The sequence below is a fragment of the Streptomyces sp. NPDC020801 genome (assembly GCF_044334385.1).
Lineage (GTDB): Bacteria > Actinomycetota > Actinomycetes > Streptomycetales > Streptomycetaceae > Streptomyces.
Genome location: NZ_JBIRST010000004.1, coordinates 21,207 through 42,049, shown reverse-complemented (window position 1 = coordinate 42,049; position 20,843 = coordinate 21,207). Strand labels below are relative to the sequence as shown.

The following is a 20,843-nucleotide window of genomic DNA, read 5'->3' as shown; positions in this document are numbered from 1 at the left end:
CAACGCTCATGGGACGTTCCTCGGCCGGAAAGATCCACGTTGACGCGGCCACGTCCGGCACGGCGACAACACCGGTATGCGTGTCGTCATCGTGACCGAATCCTTTCCCCCCGATGTGAACGGCGTGGCCCACTGCGCGCTCCAGACCGCCCGGCACCTCGTCGATCGCGGTCACGCTCCCCTCGTTGTCGCTCCGGCCACCGCCGCCGCGAAGGGGCCGGACGCCTGGTCGCCCTGCCCCGCCGTGCCCGTCGTCCGTGTCCCCTCCCTCCCGCTCCCGGGCTACTCCCAGGTCCGCGTCGCCCTCCCCAGCCGGCGCGTCGCCGCGGCGCTCACCGAGCACCGCGCCGACCTTGTCCATCTGGCCGGCCCCTTCGTCCTCGGCGTCCGCGGCATGGCGGCCGCCGCCCGGCTCGGCATCCCGGCCGTCGCCGTCTACCAGACCGACCTCGCCGGCTACGCCCGCACCTACATGGGCGCGGGCGAGGCCGCCGCCTGGCGGCGCATCCGCTCCGTCCACGCCGCCGCCGACCGCACCCTGGCTCCCTCCAGCGCCGCTCTGCACGACCTGCGGACACACGGCGTGCCCCGGGTCAGGCTGTGGCCCCGCGGCGTGGACACCGAACGCTTCCGCCCCGAGCACCGCGACGAGGCGCTGCGCCGCGAACTCGCCCCGAACGGCGAGCTGCTCGTCGGCTACGTGGGGCGGCTGGCCCCCGAGAAACAGGTCGAACTCCTCGCCGGGGTCTGCGGTCTGCGGGGCGTCCGGGTGGTCGTCGTGGGCGACGGGCCCAGCCAGGCGCAGCTGACCGAGACCCTGCCCGGCGCGGTCTTCCTGGGCCGCCGCACCGGTGGCGAACTCGCCCGGATCTTCGCCTCACTGGACGTCTTCGCGCACACCGGCCCGTTCGAGACCTTCTGCCAGACCGTGCAGGAGGCCATGGCCAGCGGGGTGCCCGTCGTCGCGCCCGCCGCCGGCGGCCCGCTCGACCTCGTCGCCCACGGCCGCACCGGGCTGCTGGTCCCGCCGCGCGACGCCGCCGCCGTACGCGAGGCGGTGCGGTCGCTCGCCGCCGACCCCGCGCTGCGCACCGCGTTCGGGGCGGCCGGCCGCGCCGCCGTCGAGGGCCGCACCTGGGAGGCCGTCGGCGACCAGCTCCTCGCCCACTACGCCGACGTGCTCGCCGAGCGCAGGCCGGTGGTGGCGGCATGAAGAGAGGACCGCTCAGGATCGTACGGCTCGCCAACTTCGTCACCCCCGCCTCCGGCGGACTGCGCACCGCGCTGCGCGAGCTCGGCAAGGGCTACCGCGCGGCCGGTCACGAACCGGTGCTGATCACCCCGGGCGAACGGCACACCGACCGCGAGACGGAGCAGGGCCGCGTGATCACCCTGCCCGGGCCGCTGCTGCCCGGCACCGGCGGCTACCGGGTCCTCACCGGCAGGCAGCGCGTCGCCGCCGTCCTGGAGGAACTGGCGCCTGACCGCCTGGAGGTCTCCGACCGTACGACGCTCAGGTGGACCGGCCGCTGGGCCAGGCGTGCCCGGGTGCCCGCCGTGATGGTGTCGCACGAGTCCGCCGACGGTGTGCTGCGCACCTGGGGCCTGTCGGAGAACCTGTCCCGGCGTGCCGCCGACGCCCTCAACATCCGTACCGCGCACACCTATGCGCGAATCGTGTGCACCACCGAGTTCGCCGAGCGGGAGTTCGTGCGCATCGGCGCGCGCAACGTCGTACGCGCCCCACTCGGCGTCGACCTGGCCGAACGGCGTCCGGCGCTGCGGGACCCGGCGCTGCGCGCCCGGCACGCGCGCGTGGACCAGGCTCTGCTGGTGATGTGCTCCCGGCTGTCGGTGGAGAAGCGGCCCGGGAACGCGCTGGACGCCCTGGAGGTGCTGCTGCGGCGCGGGCGCCGGGCGGTGCTGGTGGTGGCCGGTGACGGCCCGCTGCGGCCCCGGCTGGAACAGCGGGCGCGTCAGCGCGGGCTCCCGGTCACCTTCCTGGGGCACGTCAGCGACCCCGGCCTGCTCGCCGCGCTCCAGGCCTGCGCGGACGTGTGCCTGGCGCCCGGCCCGGCCGAGACGTTCGGGCTGGCCGCGCTGGAGGCGATGGCCTGCGGCACCCCCGTGGTGGCGAGCGCCTCCTCCGCGCTGCCCGAGGTGATCGGCTCCGCCGGGGCCACCGCGGCGGACCGCGGCGAGGACTTCGCCGACGCCGTGGAGACGCTGCTGCAACGCCCGGAGCGCGCGCGGCGCGAGGCGGCACGCGCGCGTGCCGAGTGCTTCGGGTGGGCCGGCTCCGTGGCGGCGTTCCTCGCCGCCCACGACGCCCCGGTCCGCCCGCGCCGCCGCCCGGTGCCGGAGGGAGTGGCATGAGACCCCTGCGCTTCGTCGCCCTCGGTGACTCGCTCACCGAGGGCGTGGGCGACCGTGCGGGCGGCGGGTGGCGCGGCTGGGCCGAGCTGCTGGCCGGAGGGCTTGCCGGGGACCCCACGGCGGTGGAGTTCACCAAACTCGCGGTCAGCGGGGCACAGACCCGGGACGTACTGGACCGGCAGACCCCGGCCGGCCTCGAACTGCGCCCGGACCTGGTCTCCGTCGTCGTCGGCGTCAACGACACCCTGCGCCGCACCTTCGACATCCACGCCGTGGCCGCCCGGCTCGACCAGGTGTACGCGGCCTTCACCGGCCGGGGAGCGGTCCTGCTGACCGCCTGCCTGCCGGACCCCGGCGCGATGCTCGGCCTGCCGGGCGCGCTGGCCCGCCCGCTGGCCCGCCGGCAGCGGGCGGTCAACGCGGTGGTGCACGCCCTGTCCGACCGGTACGGGGCCGTGCACCTGCACGCCGACGAGGGCGAGTGGCTCACCGACCGCGCCATGTGGAGCGCGGACCGCCTGCACCCCGGCGAACGCGGACACCGCCAACTGGCCGTCCGCTTCCACGCGCTGCTCACCGCGGCGGGCCTGGCGGCCGGTGCCGCGCCCTCGCCGGAACCGGACTCTCCCGCGCCCACCCGGCCGGCGAGGCTGTGGTGGCTGGCCACGGCCGGCACCGGCTGGGTGGCGCGCCGCTGCACCGATCTGCTGCCGCAGCTGCTCACCCTCGCCGCCGGCGAACTGCGCCACCGCGCTCGCGGCACCAGCGCCCGCCTCGACCTGCGGGCGTCGGCGTCGGTGTCGGCGGCTCTGGCCGCGCTGTCGGTGCGCGACCGTCCCGAACCGGACGCCGCGTGAGAAGAACCAGGCCGCCGCCGGCAGGGTGCGTATGTCCCTCAGCGGCGGCGTACCGGTACGAAGCGGACGGGGGTGCCCGGGGCCGCCTGGGCGGCGGCCGGGAGGTCGGTGGTGCGGACCACCGCGATCACCGGGTAGCCGCCGGTGGTCGGGTGGTCGGCCAGGAAGACCACCGGGCGGCCGTCCGGCGGCACCTGGACCGCGCCCAGCACCATGCCCTCGCTGGGGAGTTCACCAGGCAGGGCCCGCTCCAGGGCGGGCCCCTCGGTGCGCAGGCCGATGCGGTTGCTCGCCGAGGACACGCGGTACGGGCGCGAGGCGAACGTCCCCAGGGCCGCCGGCGTGAACCAGTCCTCGCGGGGCCCCGGGGTCACGCGCAGGACCAGTTCGGCCGGGGGCCGCGGCTGCGGGACGACGTCCACGCGCGCGTGGAGGCCGGCCGGCTGCCCCAGGGGAAGCACCACGCCGTCGGCGAGCGGCGCGGGGCCGAGCCCGGACAGCAGGTCGGTGGAGCGGCTCCCGAGGACCGGCTCCACGGCCACCCCGCCGGACACGGCGACATAGCTGCGCACCCCGCAGGCCGCTGTGCCCACGTCCAGCAGCGCCCCGGCCGGCACCCGCACCGGCGCCCCCCAGGGGACGGGCCGCCCGTCCACCGAGACCGGGCAGGGCGCACCCCCGACCGCCACGGTGACCGCCGAACGGGGCCGCACCGCACAGCCGTTGAGCGTGGTCTCCAGGACGGCCGCCCCGGCGGGGTTGCCGACCAGGCGGTTGACGAGCGCGGCGGCCGGTGCGTCCAGCGCCCCGGACCGGGGCACACCGAGGTGTGCGTGTCCGGGGCGCCCCGCGTCCTGCACGGTGGTCAGCGCCCCGGCGCGTACGACGGCGAGCGCGCGGTCCGTCATCCGGCACCCGCCGCTCCGGCCGGAACGAAGCGCACGCGCGTGCCCGGCGACAGCAGGGCGGCCGGCACGCGCGCGTGGTCCCACAGCACCGTGTCCGTGGTGCCGATCAGCTGCCAGCCGCCCGGCGACGACCGCGGGTACACGCCGGTGTACGCACCCGCCAGCGCCACCGCGCCGGCCGGGACCGCCGTACGCGGAGTGGCCCGGCGCGGAACGTGGTAGCGCGCGGGCAGCCCCGTGAGGTAGCCGAAGCCGGGCGCGAACCCGCAGAACGCGACGCGGAACTCGGTGGCCGCGTGGATGCGGGGCACCTCCCGCGCGGGGACGTCCCACTGGGCGGCCACGTCGGCCAGGTCCGGACCGTCGTAGCGCACGGGCAGTTCCACGACCCGCTCCCCGCGCGGAAGGGCGGGTGGCACTTCAAGGGCGGTCAGTTCACGGGCCACCCGGTCGGGCTCGGCGAGGCCGTCGAGGAGGACCGTACGCGCCGCGGGCACGATCTCACGGGCCGTGAGCAGGCCCTCCGCGCGGCGCCGCAGCAGCTCCGCGTGCAGGGCCTGGGCCTCCTCGCCGGAGGAGACCTCGACCAGCAGCGCGCCGTCGCCGACCGGCAACACCCTCATGCGAAGGCCTCCACCCGCACGCCCGCCGCCGTGAGCCGGTCACGGACCCGCCGGGCCAGCTCCACCGCGCCGGGGGTGTCCCCGTGCAGGCAGAGCGAGCGGGCCCGTACGTCGACGAGCGCTCCGGAGTGCGAGGTGACCGTCCCGGAGCGGGCCAGGCCCACCGAGCGCTCCACGACCGCCTCCGGATCGGTGACCACCGCGCCGTCCCGGCCGCGTGACACCAGCGTGCCCTCGTCCGTGTACGCCCGGTCCGCGAACGCCTCGGTGACCGTGGGCAGTCCGGCCTTTGCGGCCAGTTCCAGCAGCCGTGAGCCGGGCAGCCCGAGCACCGGCAGCGCCGCGTCGGCCAGCAGCACCCCCTCGACGACCGCACCGGCCTGCTCCTCGTCGTGCACCGCCCGGTTGTAGAGGGCGCCGTGCGGCTTGACGTACGACACGCGGGCGCCCGCCGCTCGCGCGAACACCTCCAGAGCACCGATCTGGTACGCCACTTCGGCCGCCAGTTCGGCGGGCGGCACGTCCATCGCGCGCCGCCCGAACCCGGCGAGGTCGCGGTAGGAGACCTGCGCCCCGATCCGCACCCCGCGCTCGGCCGCCAGTTCGCACACCTGGCGCATGGTGGCCGCGTCCCCGGCGTGGAAGCCGCAGGCCACGTTGGCACTGGTGACGACGGACAGCAGCCGCTCGTCGTCGGTCAGCCGCCAGCGGCCGAAGCCCTCACCGAGGTCGGCGTTGAGATCGATCGAGGTCATGGATTGATTCGCGTCTCTCCTCAGGCCACGCGGTACTGCTCGTCGCGGGCGTCGGTCAGGAACATCTGCCCCGGCGCGTGGGTGATGGCGAACGGTGGCCGGGAGGCCGTCACCGCCGCCTGCGGGGTCACCCCGCAGGCCCAGAACACCGGGATGTCGTCCGGCTCGGCGTCCACCGCGTCACCGAAGTCGGGGCGGTCCAGATCCGCGATGCCCAGCCCGGACGGATCGCCGCAGTGGACCGGGCTGCCGTGCACCGCCGGCAGCAGGCTGCTCTCCCGGATGGCCGCCGGCAGGTGCTCCGGCGGCACCGGACGCATCGACACGACCATGGGGCCGTGCAGCCGTCCGGCCGGCCGGCACTGACGGCTCGTCACGTACATCGGCACGTTGCGGCCCTGTTCGATGTGCCGGATCGGGACGCCCGCCGACGTCAGCGCCCACTCGAAGGTGAAACTGCAGCCGATGAGGAACGTCACCAGGTCCGCGCGCCAGTGCCCGCGCACGTCCGTCGGCTCCTCCACCAGCTCGCCGTCCCGCCACACCCGGTAGCGCGGCAGATCGGTGCGCAGGTCCGCGCCCTCGGCGAGGACGGTTCTGAAGGAACCGGCGTCGGTGACGTCCAGGACCGGACACGGCTTGGGGTTGCGCTGGCAGAACAGCAGCATGTCGTAGGCCCAGTCGGCGGGGACCGAGATGATGTTCACCTGGGTGTGCCCCGCGGCGACCCCGGCGGTGGGGCCGGTCAGCCCTTCCCGGAAGCGCCGCCGGGCCGCGGCGGGGCTCCACGCGTGCGCGTGCTCGTCGGCGAGGGCCACGGGGCGGTCCTCCGCCAGTACCCGAAGGCGGCGGTCCGTGGGGGAACCGTTGGTGGTGTCCGTGGGGTTCACGCCAGCTCCTTCCCGCGTGTCTCGGGCAGCCCCAGCAGCGCGAGGGCGGCGATGCCGTAGCCGATCGCGCCGAAGACCAGCGCGCCGCCCACGCCCCAGCTGTCGGCCAGGAAGCCGACCAGGGTCGGGAAGACCGCGCCCAGGGCGCGGCCGGTGTTGTACGTGAAGCCCTGCCCGGTGCCGCGCACCGCCGTCGGGTACAGCTCGCTGAGGTAGGAGCCGAAGCCGCTGAAGATGGCCGACATGCAGAACCCCAGTGGGAAGCCCAGCACCAGCAGCAGGGTGTTGGCGCCGCTCGGTATGTTCGCGTACGCCAGGATGCAGATCGCCGACAGCAGCGCGAACAGCCAGATGTTGCGGCGCCGGCCCAGCCGGTCGGTGAGGTAACCGCCGGTCAGATAGCCGATGAAGGCACCGGAGATCAGGAACGTCAGGTACGAACCGGTCCCGACGACCGACAGGCCCCGCTCCGTCTTCAGGTACGTCGGCACCCAGGTGGCCAGCGTGTAGTAGCCGCCCTGGACACCGGTGGAGAGCAGTCCCGCGAAGACCGTGGTGCGCAGCAGGCCCGGCGAACCGGCGGTGCCCGGCTTGAAGATGGCCGCGAACGATCCGCGTCCGGCGCTTCGTTCCCGGGCCGCCGTCGCCTCGGGCGCGTCGTGCACCCGGCGCCGTACCCACACCACCAGCAGCGCGGGCAGCGCGCCGGTCCAGAACATCACGCGCCAGGCCAGGTCGTCGCCGGCCACGGAGAAGACCAGTGTGTAGACGACCGCGGCCAGCGCCCAGCCGACCGCCCAGGAACTCTGGATCGCGCCGAGCGTGCGGCCCCGGTGCTTCGCGCTCGCGTACTCGGCGACCAGGATCGCGCCGACCGCCCACTCGCCGCCGAACCCGAGGCCCTGCAGGGCGCGGAACACCAGCAGCGTCTCGTAGGTGGGGGCGAAGCCGCAGGCCACGGTGAACACCGCGTAGGTGATCACCGTGATCATCAGTGCCCGGACCCGGCCGACGCGGTCCGCGACCACGCCGGCGACGGCGCCGCCGATCGCGGAGACGACCAGCGTGACGGTGGTGAACAGGCCGGTCTGGCCGCTGTCCAGACCGAAGTGCGCGGCCAGCGCCACCATGCTCAGCGGCAGCGTGAAGTAGTCGTACGAGTCCAGCGCATAGCCGCCGAACGCGCCCGCGAAGGCGCGGCGGCCGCGCGGGTCCAGGGCCCGCAGCCAGCCGAACGCGCCGTCGTCGGGGGCGTGTTCGCCGCCTTTGGACCGGGTGCCGGAGGTCAGGGCCTGCGGTGGAGGGGTCGTGCTCATGGGCACCTCGCAGTTGTGGGACGGAGGGTGCGGAGGAGTGAGCCGTGCCGTGCGGAAGCCAGGGCGCCGTCGTGCCGCAGTACGGGGAAGCGGCGGCGCCGTGCGTAGCAAGGTAGAGGATCGTTGAACGATCCTTCAATACCCCTGTTGTTTCGTTCCTGTGTCTGCGGTTGAATTCCGGGCATGGCAGAGCAGCTGACGCCACTGGCCGACGACCGTGCCCTGCTGGGCCGCACCAGCACCGCCGAGCGCGTCTCGGACATCCTCAGAAGCCGTGTCGCCGAGGGCTACTTCCCGCCCGGCACCCGGCTGTCGGAGGACAGCATCGGCGGGGCGCTCGGCGTCTCCCGCAACACGCTGCGCGAGGCGTTCCGGCTGCTCACGCACGAGAGGCTGCTCGTCCACGAGTTGAACCGCGGCGTGTTCGTACGGGTGCTGGCGGTCGAGGACGTCGAGGACATCTACCGCACCCGCCGCCTCGTCGAGTGCGCCGTCGTACGCGGCCTGGGTGAGCCGCCGTACGCAGTGGACGGCCTCGCCGAGGCCGTCGCGGAGGGCCGGCGGGCGGCCCGCGAAGCCGACTGGAATGGGCTGGGCACCGCCAACATCCACTTCCACCGGGAACTGGTCGCGCTCGCGGGCAGCGAGCGCACCGACGAACTGATGCGCAGCGTCTTCGCCGAACTGCGTCTCGCCTTCCACGTCGTGGACGACCCGCGGCGCCTGCACGAGCCGTACCTCGGCCGCAACCAGCAGATCCTCCGGGCCCTGCTGGCGGGCGACCGGGGCGGGGCCGAGAGGCTCCTCGCGGTCTACCTCGACGACTCGCTGGACCGGATCGTGGAGGTGTACCGCAGACGGGTCGGCGAGGACGGGTAGCGGGTCCCCCGCCCCTTCGGTGACGCCGGTCGCGCCGGGCGCATCTGCGCCGTTTGGGTCGTTGTCAGAGCGAGGACCTAGTCTGTGCACCGTGACTTCGCCTGCATCGACGGACAGCGTTCCGCCCCAGCTCAGCGCGGGGCCGCGCCCGGCACCGGGCCCGGCCGCCGACGAAGGGCTGGCGCGGCGGCTGCGCGCGCTCGCGTGCACCGCGCCGCTGCACGACCTCGACGCGCGCAAGGCGAACCTCGCGGGCGAGTACTCGGTGTACGGCATGGCGGAGGTCGCGCTCGCCGCCATCGACCTCGTCACCCTCAACATGGACTTCGACACCGGCGCCGACCACGACCAGATCGTGGCCCGGCTCATCCCGCGCGTCGCCGCCCAGGCCCCGCACCGGCCGGTGGCCGAGCACGAGCGCGTGGCCCGCTGGGTGCTGGAGAACCTGATCAACGTCGGCAGTGTCGACCGCGGCTTCCGCGCGGTGTACGGCACCTTCGCCCCGGACGGCACCTATGTCCGCCGGGACTACGACTTCAAGCTGATCGAGGAGGTGCCGGGCCCCGGCGGCAGCGTCTATCTGCGCACCACGGACGAGGCCGTCAACGTCCTCGTGGGCGCCCTCGACACCGACGTCACCAGCGCGCAGATCGCCGCCGAGGTGAAACTCGAGGTGCTCATCAACCGCGGCCGGCTCGCCGACGCCCAGCTCGCCGCCGAGCAGGCCCGCTACCGGACCGTGCAGTACTCGGAGACCCTGCGCCGGGCCCTGGAGGCCACCCGGCGCAACGTCCGCGCGGTGGACTGGCTGAACGCGGTGCCCGACATGATCGCCGAGGCCCTCGACCACGTCGCCGACCGCTACCGGCACGAGAACGCGATCCTGACCAACATCCGCAAGGCCCGCGACGAGACCGAGGAGCCCGAGCACAAGCGGCGCGCCGCCGAGCTCGTCGACATCGTCAAGGACTGCATCCGCAGGCACACGCAGCTGCAGTCCCGGCTGCTGGAGGCGGGCCCGCTCTTCCGCGCCGAACAGGACCGGCAGGCCTTCGCCACGCCCCTGACCACCTCCGGGACGGACCTCTTCGGACACCTGCTCGCACCGACCCTCCCGCTCCCCCTGGAGCAGGCGATCCGGGTCACGGACGCCTTCTTCGCGCACGGCACCGGACTGCGCACACCGGTCTCCGTCCGGGTCGCGGACCTCGTCGGCATACTGCTGACGCCGCCCGCCGAGCGGGAGCACCTCGGCGCGGAGATGCCCGAGCCCGACCTGATTGCCACGCCGGACGACAGCCGGTTCAGCGAGCAACAACTGGCGGCCGCCATGGAACTGCTGGACCTCCCCGCCGACGCGCCGCGACGGCTCTCGGGACTGCTCGCCGAGGCCCGGCGCAAGGACACCGAACTTCCTTATCTGGTGGCCCTGCTGGCCGTCCACGCGGCCAGCCCTCCGGTGGGCACCGCCTACCGGCAGGGCGAGGAGAAGCTGCTGTTCGCCGTGGACGACGGGACCGAGCTGGACGACCCCGAGTTCGGCGGGGCCGACCTCATCGTCGGCACGGCCCTGCTGGACGCGGCCGGAATGGCGGCCGGACGGACGGAGGCGGCGTGAACCCCACCCGCAACCCCAGGCACGAGCGGGACCGCACCCACGAGCGGGACCGCACCCACGAGCAGGACCGGGGCCACGAGCACGGCCGCAGCAAGGAGTACCGACCGTGACCGAGCACGTCGACCGGAGTGAGCCGGAAGCCGGCGGTGCGCCCGCGACGGCCGCCGTCACCCCCGCCGACGCCGCCGACGCGGCGCGGCTCGTGGCCTTCGGACTCCAGCCCAAGCTGCAGCCGGCGCGGGACCAGGAGTACGCCGAGCTGCTGCGCCGTCACCGCGAGGACCCGGCGTTCGCACGGCTCGCGGACGCGGTTGCCGCCGGGCTCGGCCTCGTCGTCCTGGAGGTGTCCCCGCGCGCGGGCATGGCGGTGACCGCCGCCGAGGACTCGGTGTTCGCCGTCCGCATGGGCGACTACGCGCGTCGTACCGCCGCCGACTCCGGGGACCGCTTCCTGCACGGGCTCGCCCACCTCGCCGTGGCCGCCCTGGCCTTCCCGCGCCCCGAGGATCTCGCCGACGACGGCTACATCGGGCGCGTCACGGTCAACGGCGTCGACGCCTTCGTGCGCCAGGCCTGCCGCCGCCTGGAGCAGCGCGCCGAGGAACAGGGCGAGAACACCGACCCGGCCACCGACGCGCCCGGCCTCGAGGCCGCCTGGCGGATCTGGGCCAGACGCAGCGCGACCGGAGCGACCAAGGACGCGCGCCGGCCGGCCGCCTCGACCACCGGCATCGTGGCGAAGGCGCTGGCCTTCCTCACCGACTCCGGGTTCCTCCAGCGCACCGGCGAGGAGAGCGGCGGCACCTACCGCACGACGGCCCGCTACCAGCTCCAGGTGCGCGACATGGCGGGCAGCGCCGCCATGGCCGAACTCCTCGAACTGGGCGTCGTCCCGGTCACCGACGGCACACCGAGCCTGCTGCCCGCCGAGCACACCGAAGACCTGGAGCTGGTGGCCGACGCCGGGCTGCCCTTCCACGCGCCCTCCCGCCCCTGACCCCTCCCGAACCGCCGATCCGCAAGAAGACTGACGAGAGTCCGCCATGTACGAGCTGTCCCGGGTCCGCCTCTACTCCATCGGGCCGGCCGGTGCGCGCTACGCCGACACCGTGCTGGACCTGCGGGGCGTGGGCGAGCCGGTGCCCGACCCCGCGCCCACCCAGGCGGAGTTCTTCGAGGAGGAGCCGGTCGGCCCGCCGCGCCGCCCCGCGCCCGCCGGCGTGCTCTTCCTGGAGAACGGCGGCGGCAAGTCGGTCCTGCTCAAGCTGATCTTCTCCGTGATGCTGCCCGGCCACCGCAACACCCTCGGTGGCGCCAGCTCCGGCGTGCTGCGCAAGTTCCTCCTGGCCGACGACTGTGGGCATGTGGCGCTGGAGTGGCAGCACGTACTGACCGGCGAGTGCGTGGTCGTCGGCAAGGTGAGCGAGTGGCGCGGGCGCCAGGTGTCCAACGACCCGCGGAAGTTCGCCGAGGCCTGGTACTCCTTCCGGCCCGGCCCCGGACTGACCCTGGACAACCTCCCCGTCGCCGAGGCCACCGCCGTACGCCCGCCCGCGGAGGGCCAGTCGGCCGCGCAGGGCCGGCGCCGCACCATGAAGGGCTTCCGGGACGCGATCACGGAGGCGGGCAAGGCCTATCCGCACTTGGAGGTGCACTGGGAGGAGATCCACGAGCGCTGGACCGAGCACCTGGGCGACCTCGGTCTGGACCCCGAACTCTTCCGCTACCAGCGCGAGATGAACGCCGACGAGGGCGAGGCCGCCGGCCTGTTCGCGGTGAAGAAGGACTCCGACTTCACCGACCTGCTACTGCGCGCCGTCACCGACACCCGCGACACCGACGGACTCGCCGACCTGGTCAGCGGCTTCGGCAACAAGCTGGGCCGGCGCGCCGAACTGATCGCCGAACGGGACTTCACCGCAGGGTCGGTGGACCTGCTCGGACGGATCGTCGAGGCGGCCCGGGCTCGCACGCGCGCGCGTGAAATCCACACCGCAGCCGAGCGGCGCACCCGCACGCTGGCCCGGCGGCTGTCCGCGCGGGCCGTGCAGGAGCGGGTCCGGGCCGCCGACCTCGCCCAGCGCGTCACGGCCGCCGCCTACGCCGTCACGCACTGCGAGGGCGCCCGCGAGCGCAGCGCCCTCATCGCCGCCGAACTCGCCTACCGGCACGCCTCGCTGGCGCTCGCCGCCGCGGAGAAGTCGGCCGCGGCGCAGAAGCGCGAGCTCGCCGACGCCCGCACCCTGCACTCCGCCTGGCAGGCCGCCGAGGCCGTACTGCGCCACCGCGCCGCCGCCGACCGCGTCACCCGCGTCTCCGCGGCCATCCAGGAGGCCGAGCGGGACGCGGCCCCCGCGCTCGCCGCCCGCGCCAAGGCCGCCGTGGATCTCGTACGGGCCCTGCACGCGGCCGCGGAGAGCGCCGAGAGCCTCGCCAACGAGGAGGAGGAGCGGTCCGCGCGGCTGCAGGAGGCAGGCGAGTCTGCCTACCGGGACCAGACCGCCGCCGCCACCGAGGCGCAGCGCGCCCGCAGCGAGGCCGGCCATCTGCGCCAGCGGCTGACCGAGGTCGAGCAGGAGACCGCCGAGGCCGTCCGCGCGGGCTGGCTGGACGACAGCGCCCCCGACGCGGACCCGGCGCGCGCCGCCCTGGCCGCCAGCGACGCCGAGAAGACGGCCGTCGCCGCCTGGGACGAGGCCCGCGAGGTCTCCCGGAAGGCCACCGAGCACGCCCGCGAGGCGGCCTCGGCCGAATCCCGCGGGGAACTCACGGCGGCGCGCGCCGCCGACGCGGCCACGGCGGCGGAACGGGCCTACGACGCCGAGCGCCGTCTCGCCGAGGCGCTGGCGGGGGAGGAACGACTCGCGGAGCTGCTGAGCCTGCCGGGCGCCGGCGGCGCCGGCCGGACCGGAGTGCCGGGCCCCAGGACGGGGCCGGACGACACCGCCGGCGCCCGCGGCGGAGCGGCGGAGACGGCGGCGGCCGACGCGGGCGTGGATGCCGGCGGAGCGGCCCATGGCCGGACGAACGGCCCCGAGGGCGGAGCCGGACAGCGCGGCGGCAGAGCGGCGGACCCGGCGGGCGCCGCGGCCGACGGCGGGCCACGCACCCTCGCCGAGCACGACCTCACCTCCGAGGACCTGGACCGCTTCGCCGACGAGTTGCGCGAACTCCTCGACGACGCCGTCTCCTGCGCCGAGCGGCAGCTGTTCGAGCTGCGCACCGCCGCCGCCGACGACTCGCGCATCCTCGGCGCGCTCGGCGACGGCGGTCTGCTACCGCCGGGCCCGGACGTGCTGGCGACCGTCGAGTTCCTCGGGGAGCACGGCATTCCCGCGCTGCCCGGCTGGCGCTACCTCGCCCAGGCCGTCGACCCCGCCGACCACGCGCGCGTACTGGCCGCCCGCCCCGAACTGGTCGACGGTGTGATCATCACCGATCCCGACACGCACGCGCGGGCCCGCGAGGCGCTCGCCGACGCGGCCCTGCTGCCCCGGTCCGCCGTGGCCGTCGGCACCGCGGCGGCTCTGCTCGCCCCCACCCCGGCGGCCGGCGCGGCCGACGGCGCCGTCTTTCTCGTGCCGCCGAACCCGGCAATGCACGACGAGCACGCCGCCGACGAGGAGCGGCAGGCGCTGCGCGCGCGGGCGGCCCGGCGGGACGAGGAGATCCGGGCGCTGGCCGCCCGGCTCGGCAAGGACCGGGAACTGGCGGCCCGGCTCGCCTCCTGGCGCACCGGCTGTCCCGCGGGCCGGCTGACCGAGCTGGCCCGGGCCGCCGGGGACGCACGCGTGTTCGCCGAGGAGTCCGAGGCCGAGCTGGCCGAGGCGCGCGCCACGCGGGCGGAGGCCGACGAGGCCGCCGCCGAGGCCGCGCAGCTGCGCGACGAGCGGCAGGAAGCCGCGCAGAGGGCCCGGCGCGCCGCCGACGCCCTCGCCGGGCTCGCCTTCCGGCTGCGCGAGCGCGCCGGCTGGCAGGTCCGGCTGCGTGAACTCGCCGATGAGGCCGCGGAGTCGGAGGCCCGCGCCCAGGAATGCCTGGAGCGGGCCCGCGCCGCCGACGAGGACCGGCGCGCCGCCCAGCGCGCCGCCGACGACGCCCGCCGCACCGCCCGCGCGCTGCGCGCCGAGCGGTCCGAGATCGCCGGTGCCCCCGACGACGTACCGCAGAGCGACACAGACGCCCCGAAGGCCTCCTTGCCCGCCCTTCGTGAGGCCTACCGCGCCGCCTCCCAGGTGTACGAGAAGGTCGGCGTCGGCGCCGACCTGCGCGCCGAGCAGGCCCGGGCGGAGAGCGACGAGAGCGCGGCCCGCGCGGAACTGGACCGGCTCAGCAACAAGGTCCGTACGCGCGCCGAGCAGCTCCTTCAGTCCCCCGACGGTTCCGACGGCCCGTCCCGGCAGGCCGCCGCCGCCCGCGCGGAGGAGCTGGTGCAGCTGCTGGAGACCCGTATGTCGTCCGCGAGTGAGCAGCTCGGGCGGCTGCGCGGCGAGGCCGAGCGGCACGCGCCCGAGGACGGCGAGGCGCACACCGAGCTGCCCGAGGAGCAGCTCCCGCGCGACGCCGGGCACGCGCAGGCGCTGCTGCGCACCGCCACCGGAGAACTCGCCTCCCGCACCGAGGCGCTGACCCGGGCCCGGGAGGCGCACGCCGAGCTGCTCGAGACCCATCGGGCCGCCGAGGACGCGGCGAGCGGCTTCGACGAGATCTCCGCGACGCTCCGCGACCTGCTGCGCGAGCACACCAGTGACGAGGAGCAGGAGGAACCGGAGCCGTATCCGGGCAGCCCGGAAGGCGCCCGGCAGGCGGCCGCCGAGTCCCGCCGCTCGCTGCGCGGCTGCTCCGCCGACCTGTCCGCCGCCGAGGCGGCGGTGCGCGAGGCGAGCGACGTCCTGGTCCGGCACGCCAACTCCACCCGCTACGAACAGGTGCGCACCCCCGCCCGGCAGCAGATCCGGGAGCTGCCCGCCGCCGCCCTGCCCGAGCACGCCCAGAAGTGGGCCGAGGCCTTCGCGCCCCGGCTCCGCGTCCTCACCGACGAACTGGCCCAGCTGGAGCGGAACCGGGACTCGATCGTGGACCGGCTGCGCGGCCTGGTCGAGTCGGCGCTCGCCACGCTCAGGTCCGCCCAGCGCCTCTCCCGGCTCCCGGAGGGCCTCGGCGAGTGGTCCGGACAGGAGTTCCTGCGCATCCGCTTCGAGGAGCCGGACCAGGCCACGCTCACCGAGCGGCTCGGCGAGGTCATCGACGAGGCGACCCGGGCCGCCGTGAAGAAGAACTCCGACCTTCGGCGCGATGGCATGTCCCTGCTGCTGCGCGGTGTGGCCGCCGCCCTCCAGCCCAAGGGGGTCGCCGTCGAGATCCTCAAGCCGGACGCCGTGCTGCGTGCCGAGCGCGTCCCCGTCGGCCAGATGGGCGACGTGTTCTCCGGCGGCCAGCTGCTCACCGCGGCCATCGCCCTGTACTGCACCATGGCGGCGCTGCGCTCCAACGACCGCGGCCGTGACAAGCACCGCCACGCGGGAACGCTGTTCCTGGACAACCCCATCGGGCGGGCCAACGCCACCTACCTGCTGGAACTGCAGCGGGCCGTGTCCGACGCGCTCGGCGTCCAGCTCCTCTACACCACCGGCCTGTTCGACACCACCGCCCTGGCCGAGTTCCCCCTGGTCATCCGCCTGCGCAACGACGCCGACCTGAGGGCCGGCCTGAAGTACATCAGAGTGGAGGAACACCTCCGGCCGGGGCTGCCCCAGCAGACCCCGGCCGGAGAGACGGTGCACAGCGAGATCACGGCGACGCGGATGTTCAAACGGCCGGCCTAGGTTCCCCAGTGCTGCGACCGGACAGGTTCACCGGCAAACCTTTCCGGTCGCAGCACCAGTCAGGCTTCCTCCCTCAGTAGATCCGCGGTGTTGCTGATGCGGTCGAGCAGTTCGCCGTTGCCCGCGATCGGGCAGCGGGCGGCCAGTTCCGCGAAGCACAGGGCGACCATGAACTGGCCGACGAAGACCCCCTGCCCCGCATCGCCGTGGCCGGCCTGCTCGCCGGGCGCACCGTCGAGACCGCGCGCTCGGTGCCGTACTTCTCGTCCGCCGGTACGGCGCCCGCATCCGGTTCGCCGCCCGTCGGCAGGACAGGGTCACCTCCGCGTCACGGAGGGCCGGCTCGTGGACGGAGCACCGCCCGGGGACGGCATCGCCGCCGCGTACGAACGTCACGGCCGCACGACCGCGGTTCTCGCCGCGGACCGCACGCGCCCCCTCACACGGGTCCGCCACGAACTGGCGCGGGACAGCGCCCGGGCCCAGGCGGCCGCCCTCCGGGGAACCGCCGTCCGGGCCGGCGGCCGTCCCGTCCGCTACGAGTGCGACAGCTGACCCGTGCCGCCCCGCCGGCGTATCCGCTCCTGCCTCCGCTCGGCCGCCCGCTCCTCCCGCCGGGCCCTGCGCCGCTCGCGGCGCAGGGCCCGCGCGGTGCTGCTCGGCGCCGAGACCACGCCGTTGCGCTGGTTCCACACCTGGCGGGTCACCCACACGTCGAGCGCCGCCCAGGTGGCGACCACCGTGCTCGCCACGCTGCTCAGGACCATCGGGAAAGCCAGCCATGACCCGGCCATGGTGCACAGGAACGCCACCACCGCCTGTATCAGCGTCACAGCGATGATCAGCACCGCACGCACGGCCGCCTCACGCACCGGGTCGGGCAGCCTGCGCCGCCGAGCCGGCTCCTCGACCCACAACGGTCTGCAGGAGGGCTGCTCGGCCCGTCCGTCCGCGTCCGCGGGACCGGCGAACCTCTCCGACCCCCGCCGGTCGGGTCCGACCGCCGGAATGTCGCGATCCGGCGCCTCGAATCTCCGTCGCGCCACCGTCAGCTGCGCCGTACCGCCGTCACCGGCCGCCCCGCGCCGTTCCTCCGTGCCCATCAACGTGTCACTCCCCACCGCCAGCAGACCGCTCGCCCCCGGTGTCCGAAGAACCGGCTCCCCAGTGGGCTGCCCGGCTTGCGCTGCTTTACGCCGCCCAGGTGCGGGATGCGGCTCCAGTGGCCCATTCCGCCCCCATGTCCCATGAGTAAGGACGAGCGAAGCACCACGAAGATTCCCAAGAAGCGAAAAATATCGGCCAACCGGCCCTGCGGCCCGACCTGTTCCGGCAGGCCGTCACCTCCTCATTCCGGGTCGTCATCTCCCGCAATGACCGGACAACTCGCCATCTCTCGTCGCCGGTGCGGAAGTTCAGGTTCCGGAAGCCTCTTCGAGATAGCGCGGTGTCGGTAGTAGGCTCGCGCCGTTTGTTGACGCACATGTGTACCCCCCTGTCGGTGGGGGGCGAGCTGGGGGAGGCCATGCGCTTTCGCGGGAAGTCCATCCGCCGGAAGATCGTGGCGCTGCTTCTCGTGCCGCTGCTGTCCCTGACGGCGATCTGGGCCTTTGCCACAGTGATCACCGGAAGGCAGGCGACCCAGCTGTTCAACGCCTCGTCCGTGGTGGAGAAGATCGCCTACCCCACCGAGGACACCGTCCGAGCGCTGCAGCAGGAGCGCCGGCAGACCCTCGTCTATCTCGCCGACCCGCGCGCCTCCGACGGGCTCGCCGCACTGCGGCGCAGCCGGACCGCAGCCGACGAGGCCATCGCCAAGATCCGCGGCAACGCGCGCAATCCCGACGTCCGGGACGCGATGGGCGCCGGCAGCGAGGGGCGGCTCACCGCCGTCCTCGACGCATTCGACGGCATCGAGTCCCTGCGCCGCAGCGTCGAGGACGGCACCGTCGGCCGTGCCCAGGCGCTCGGCCTCTACAACCACCTGGTCGACCCCTGCTACACGCTGCTCGCCGACCTCCACGTCTTCGACGACGTGGAGCTGGACGAGCAGTACCGCGCCCTCGTCAACCTCGCCCGGGCCCGCGAACTGCTCTCCCGCGAGGACGCGCTGCTCGGCTCCTCCCTCGTCGTCGGCACGCTCACCCGTGCCGAGAGCCGTGACATCTCCGATCTCGTGGCCGAGCGGACCCTGATGTACGGCGTCAGCCTGCCGTTCCTGCCCGCCGCCGAGCGCGGCCGCTACGAGCGCTTCTGGCAGAACGCCTCCACCGCCCCGCTGCGCGCCGCCGAGCAGACCGCGGCCTCCACCACGTCCGGCATGCCCCGCGCCGTGACCGCGAAGAGCTGGGACACCGCGGCCGCGACCGTCCTCGACGACCTCGGAGCCCTGGACGACCGGGCCAACGACCGCTATCAGGACCGCGTCCGCCCCGTCGCCATGGACGTCATCCTGCAGGCGGCCGTCGCGGGAGTCCTGGGCCTGATCGCCGTACTGGTCTCCCTGGTCCTGTCCGTGCGCATCGGCCGCGGCCTCATCCGCGACCTCAGGAAGCTGCGCCTGGAGGCCCACGAGGCCTCCGGCGTCCGGCTGCCCAGCGTGATGCGCCGGCTGTCGACCGGTGAACAGGTCGACGTGGAGACCGAGGTGCCGCGCCTGGAGTACGACAAGAACGAGATCGGCGAGGTCGGGCAGGCCCTCAACACCCTGCAGCGGGCCGCCGTCGAGGCCGCCGTCAAGCAGGCCGAACTCCGCGCCGGCGTCTCCGAGGTCTTCGTCAACCTCGCCCGCCGCAGCCAGGTTCTGCTGCACAAGCAGCTCACCCTCCTCGACACCATGGAACGCCGCACCGAGGACACCGAGGAACTCGCCGACCTGTTCCGCCTGGACCACCTGACCACCCGTATGCGCCGGCACGCCGAGGGCCTGGTGATCCTCTCCGGCGCCGCCCCCTCCCGGCAGTGGCGCAAACCCGTGCAGCTGATGGACGTCGTTCGCGCCGCGGTCGCCGAGGTCGAGGACTACGAGCGCATCGAGGTCCGCCGGCTGCCCCGGGTCGCCGTCACCGGCCCCGCCGTCGCCGACCTGACCCATCTCGTGGCCGAACTCCTGGAGAACGCCACGGTGTTCTCGCCGCCGCACACTGCGGTGCAGGTCCTCGGCGAGCGGGTCGCCAACGGCTTCACCCTGGAGATCCACGACCGGGGCCTGGGTATGGCCGCCGAAGCCCTGCTGGACGCCAACCTCCGCCTCGCCGAAACACCGGAGTTCGAACTCTCCGACACCGACCGGCTCGGACTCTTCGTGATCAGCAGGCTGGCCCAGCGGCAGAACGTCCGGGTCTCGCTGCAGCCGTCCCCCTACGGTGGCATCACCGCCGTCGTCTTCGTCCCCGACGCCCTGCTCACGGACGACGTCCCCGACACAAACGGCGTCGGCTTCCGTCTGGACCGGGAGCGGCCCGCCGCGAAGGCCGAAGTCCTCTCCAAGGCACCCGTGCCGCTTCCCGGCCTGCCGGCCTCGCTGCTGGACGGGCCGGTGGAGCTGGAGGCGCCCGTCGACCTGGACGCCATCGAGGACTTCCCCGGCACCCTCGGTGACGCGGACAGCGAACGCGGCGGACTCTTCCGCCCGCGCCGCTCCCTGGCCAAGCCGCAGACGGACGACGCGACGCCCCACGAGACGGCCGAGCACCGGCAGGGCACCGGCCTGCGCGGCGCGGAAGACCGCACCGACGAGGACGAGGTCCCGCACCTGCCGGTGTCGCTGCCGCGGCGCCGGACGCCCAAGCTGGTCAGCTCCCACGGGCGCCCGGTCAGCGAACAGCGGTCCCGCCGCGAGCCGGCGGACGGCCGGCCCGCTGCGAGCGCCGGCCGGCCGGACCCGGAGCCCGCGCCTCCACTGCCGGCCCGCCGGCGCGGCGAGACGCCCCTCAGGCGGGCCACCCCGTCCGCCGACCGCCTCGGCGGACGCGGCGTGTCCCCGGCGCCACCGGCCGCAGGCGAGGGTGCGGAGCAGGCTCCCGCCCTCCCGCAGCGCACCCGCCGGGCCGCCCTCGCGGCCGGCGGCCCCGACGACACGGGCCTCAGCCCCGCCACCGCGCCGGGCGAACCCGGACCCGGTGCGGGACCGCTGCCCCGGCGCGTGCGGCAGGCGAACCTCGCCCCGCAACTCAAACAGGCTCCCGAGCGGCGCACCGAGGACGGGCCCGAAGCCGTCGAACGTGACGCCGACGAGGTCCGCAGCCGTATGGCATCGCTACAGCGAGGCTGGCAGCGTGGCCGTGAGGAGAACGCCGTGGGCGACGACGCCCAGGACGGCACAGCACAAGGAACGACTAAGGGGGACGGTCGATGACCGCACCGAAGGCGACCGGCCACACCTCGACCGACAAGGCCGGTCTGAACTGGCTCCTCGACGACCTCGTGGACCGGGTCGCCAGCATCCGCAAGGCCGTCGTACTCTCCGGGGACGGTCTTGCCACCGGAGTGTCCAAGGACCTCACCCGGGAGGACAGCGAGCACCTGGCCGCCGTGGCCTCCGGCTTCCACAGCCTCGCCAAGGGCGTGGGCCGGCACTTCGAGGCCGGCAGCGTCCGTCAGACGGTCGTCGAGCTGGACGACGCCTTCCTCTTCGTGACCGCCGCCGGCGACGGCAGCTGCCTGGCCGTCCTGTCCGACGCCGACTCCGACGTCGGACAGGTCGCGTACGAGATGACGCTGCTCGTCAAGCGGGTCGGAGTACATCTGGGCGCCGCTCCGCGCACCGATCTGCCCTCGGGCGGGTAGTGGGATGA

At 74.7% G+C, this 20,843-nt stretch carries 16 protein-coding genes; 10 read left to right on the top strand and 6 right to left on the bottom strand.

Annotated elements, in window-relative coordinates:
- Positions 1 to 76: 76 nt before the first annotated feature.
- The 3 genes from ACH4UM_RS09945 to ACH4UM_RS09935 are packed head-to-tail and all read left to right on the top strand — an operon-like array spanning position 77 to position 3,233.
- Positions 77 to 1,213, top strand: coding sequence for a glycosyltransferase family 4 protein (locus ACH4UM_RS09945; RefSeq protein WP_398176003.1), 1,137 nt, complete (start codon positions 77 to 79; stop codon positions 1,211 to 1,213).
- Positions 1,210 to 2,376 (top strand): glycosyltransferase, encoded by a 1,167-nt coding sequence (locus ACH4UM_RS09940; RefSeq protein WP_398176001.1) that lies wholly within the window; start codon positions 1,210 to 1,212, stop codon positions 2,374 to 2,376. Before ACH4UM_RS09945 ends, ACH4UM_RS09940 begins: the two co-directional genes overlap by 4 nt.
- Positions 2,373 to 3,233, top strand: a complete 861-nt coding sequence (locus ACH4UM_RS09935; protein ID WP_398175999.1) for an SGNH/GDSL hydrolase family protein — start codon at positions 2,373 to 2,375, stop codon at positions 3,231 to 3,233. The genes ACH4UM_RS09940 and ACH4UM_RS09935 overlap by 4 nt, the downstream gene beginning before the upstream one ends.
- A gap of 38 nt (positions 3,234 to 3,271) precedes the next feature.
- Here ACH4UM_RS09935 and ACH4UM_RS09930 read toward each other — a convergent pair whose 3' ends face one another.
- The 5 genes from ACH4UM_RS09930 to ACH4UM_RS09910 are packed head-to-tail and all read right to left on the bottom strand — an operon-like array spanning position 3,272 to position 7,725.
- Positions 3,272 to 4,141 carry a biotin-dependent carboxyltransferase family protein gene (locus tag ACH4UM_RS09930; RefSeq protein WP_398175997.1) on the bottom strand — a complete coding sequence of 290 codons (870 nt, stop codon included), beginning with the start codon at positions 4,139 to 4,141 and terminating at the stop codon, positions 3,272 to 3,274.
- Entirely contained in the window at positions 4,138 to 4,764 is a 627-nt protein-coding gene (locus ACH4UM_RS09925) for an allophanate hydrolase subunit 1 (RefSeq protein ID WP_398175995.1), read from the bottom strand. The genes ACH4UM_RS09930 and ACH4UM_RS09925 overlap by 4 nt, the downstream gene beginning before the upstream one ends.
- Positions 4,761 to 5,519, bottom strand: coding sequence for a LamB/YcsF family protein (locus ACH4UM_RS09920; protein ID WP_398175993.1), 759 nt, complete (start codon positions 5,517 to 5,519; stop codon positions 4,761 to 4,763). The genes ACH4UM_RS09925 and ACH4UM_RS09920 overlap by 4 nt, the downstream gene beginning before the upstream one ends.
- A gap of 20 nt (positions 5,520 to 5,539) precedes the next feature.
- Entirely contained in the window at positions 5,540 to 6,355 is an 816-nt protein-coding gene (locus ACH4UM_RS09915) for a putative hydro-lyase (protein WP_398176708.1), read from the bottom strand.
- A 50-nt stretch (positions 6,356 to 6,405) separates the two neighbouring features.
- Positions 6,406 to 7,725: an MFS transporter gene (locus ACH4UM_RS09910; RefSeq protein WP_398175992.1), complete on the bottom strand. Its 1,320-nt coding sequence runs from the start codon at positions 7,723 to 7,725 to the stop codon at positions 6,406 to 6,408.
- 183 nt (positions 7,726 to 7,908) lie between these two features.
- Here ACH4UM_RS09910 and ACH4UM_RS09905 point away from each other — a divergent pair, with 183 nt between their 5' ends.
- From ACH4UM_RS09905 to ACH4UM_RS09885, 5 genes are all read left to right on the top strand, one after another.
- A complete protein-coding gene (locus ACH4UM_RS09905) occupies positions 7,909 to 8,604 on the top strand; it encodes a GntR family transcriptional regulator (RefSeq protein WP_398175990.1) in 696 nt (231 codons plus the stop codon).
- 91 nt (positions 8,605 to 8,695) lie between these two features.
- The gene (locus tag ACH4UM_RS09900) at positions 8,696 to 10,222 is read left to right on the top strand and encodes a hypothetical protein (protein ID WP_398175988.1); all 1,527 of its coding nucleotides are present in this window, start codon (positions 8,696 to 8,698) and stop codon (positions 10,220 to 10,222) included.
- 106 nt (positions 10,223 to 10,328) lie between these two features.
- Entirely contained in the window at positions 10,329 to 11,219 is an 891-nt protein-coding gene (locus ACH4UM_RS09895; protein ID WP_398175986.1) for a hypothetical protein, read from the top strand.
- A gap of 46 nt (positions 11,220 to 11,265) precedes the next feature.
- Positions 11,266 to 16,047 (top strand): hypothetical protein, encoded by a 4,782-nt coding sequence (locus ACH4UM_RS09890; protein ID WP_398175984.1) that lies wholly within the window; start codon positions 11,266 to 11,268, stop codon positions 16,045 to 16,047.
- Positions 16,048 to 16,392: 345 nt separating this feature from the next.
- A complete protein-coding gene (locus ACH4UM_RS09885; protein ID WP_398175982.1) occupies positions 16,393 to 16,602 on the top strand; it encodes a hypothetical protein in 210 nt (69 codons plus the stop codon).
- On the opposite strand, the gene ACH4UM_RS09880 is transcribed toward ACH4UM_RS09885, so the two are convergent.
- Positions 16,584 to 17,150: a hypothetical protein gene (locus ACH4UM_RS09880; protein ID WP_398175980.1), complete on the bottom strand. Its 567-nt coding sequence runs from the start codon at positions 17,148 to 17,150 to the stop codon at positions 16,584 to 16,586. The two genes, ACH4UM_RS09885 and ACH4UM_RS09880, sit on opposite strands and share 19 nt — an antisense overlap.
- Positions 17,151 to 17,572: 422 nt before the next feature.
- On the opposite strand from ACH4UM_RS09880, the gene ACH4UM_RS09875 reads away from it, so the two are divergent.
- Together ACH4UM_RS09875 and ACH4UM_RS09870 are read left to right on the top strand one after the other, a co-directional pair.
- Complete coding sequence (locus tag ACH4UM_RS09875; RefSeq protein ID WP_398176706.1) at positions 17,573 to 20,404, top strand: nitrate- and nitrite sensing domain-containing protein; 2,832 nt, start codon at positions 17,573 to 17,575, stop codon at positions 20,402 to 20,404.
- Positions 20,401 to 20,835 (top strand): roadblock/LC7 domain-containing protein, encoded by a 435-nt coding sequence (locus ACH4UM_RS09870; RefSeq protein WP_398175978.1) that lies wholly within the window; start codon positions 20,401 to 20,403, stop codon positions 20,833 to 20,835. The genes ACH4UM_RS09875 and ACH4UM_RS09870 overlap by 4 nt, the downstream gene beginning before the upstream one ends.
- Positions 20,836 to 20,843 lie beyond the last annotated feature (8 nt).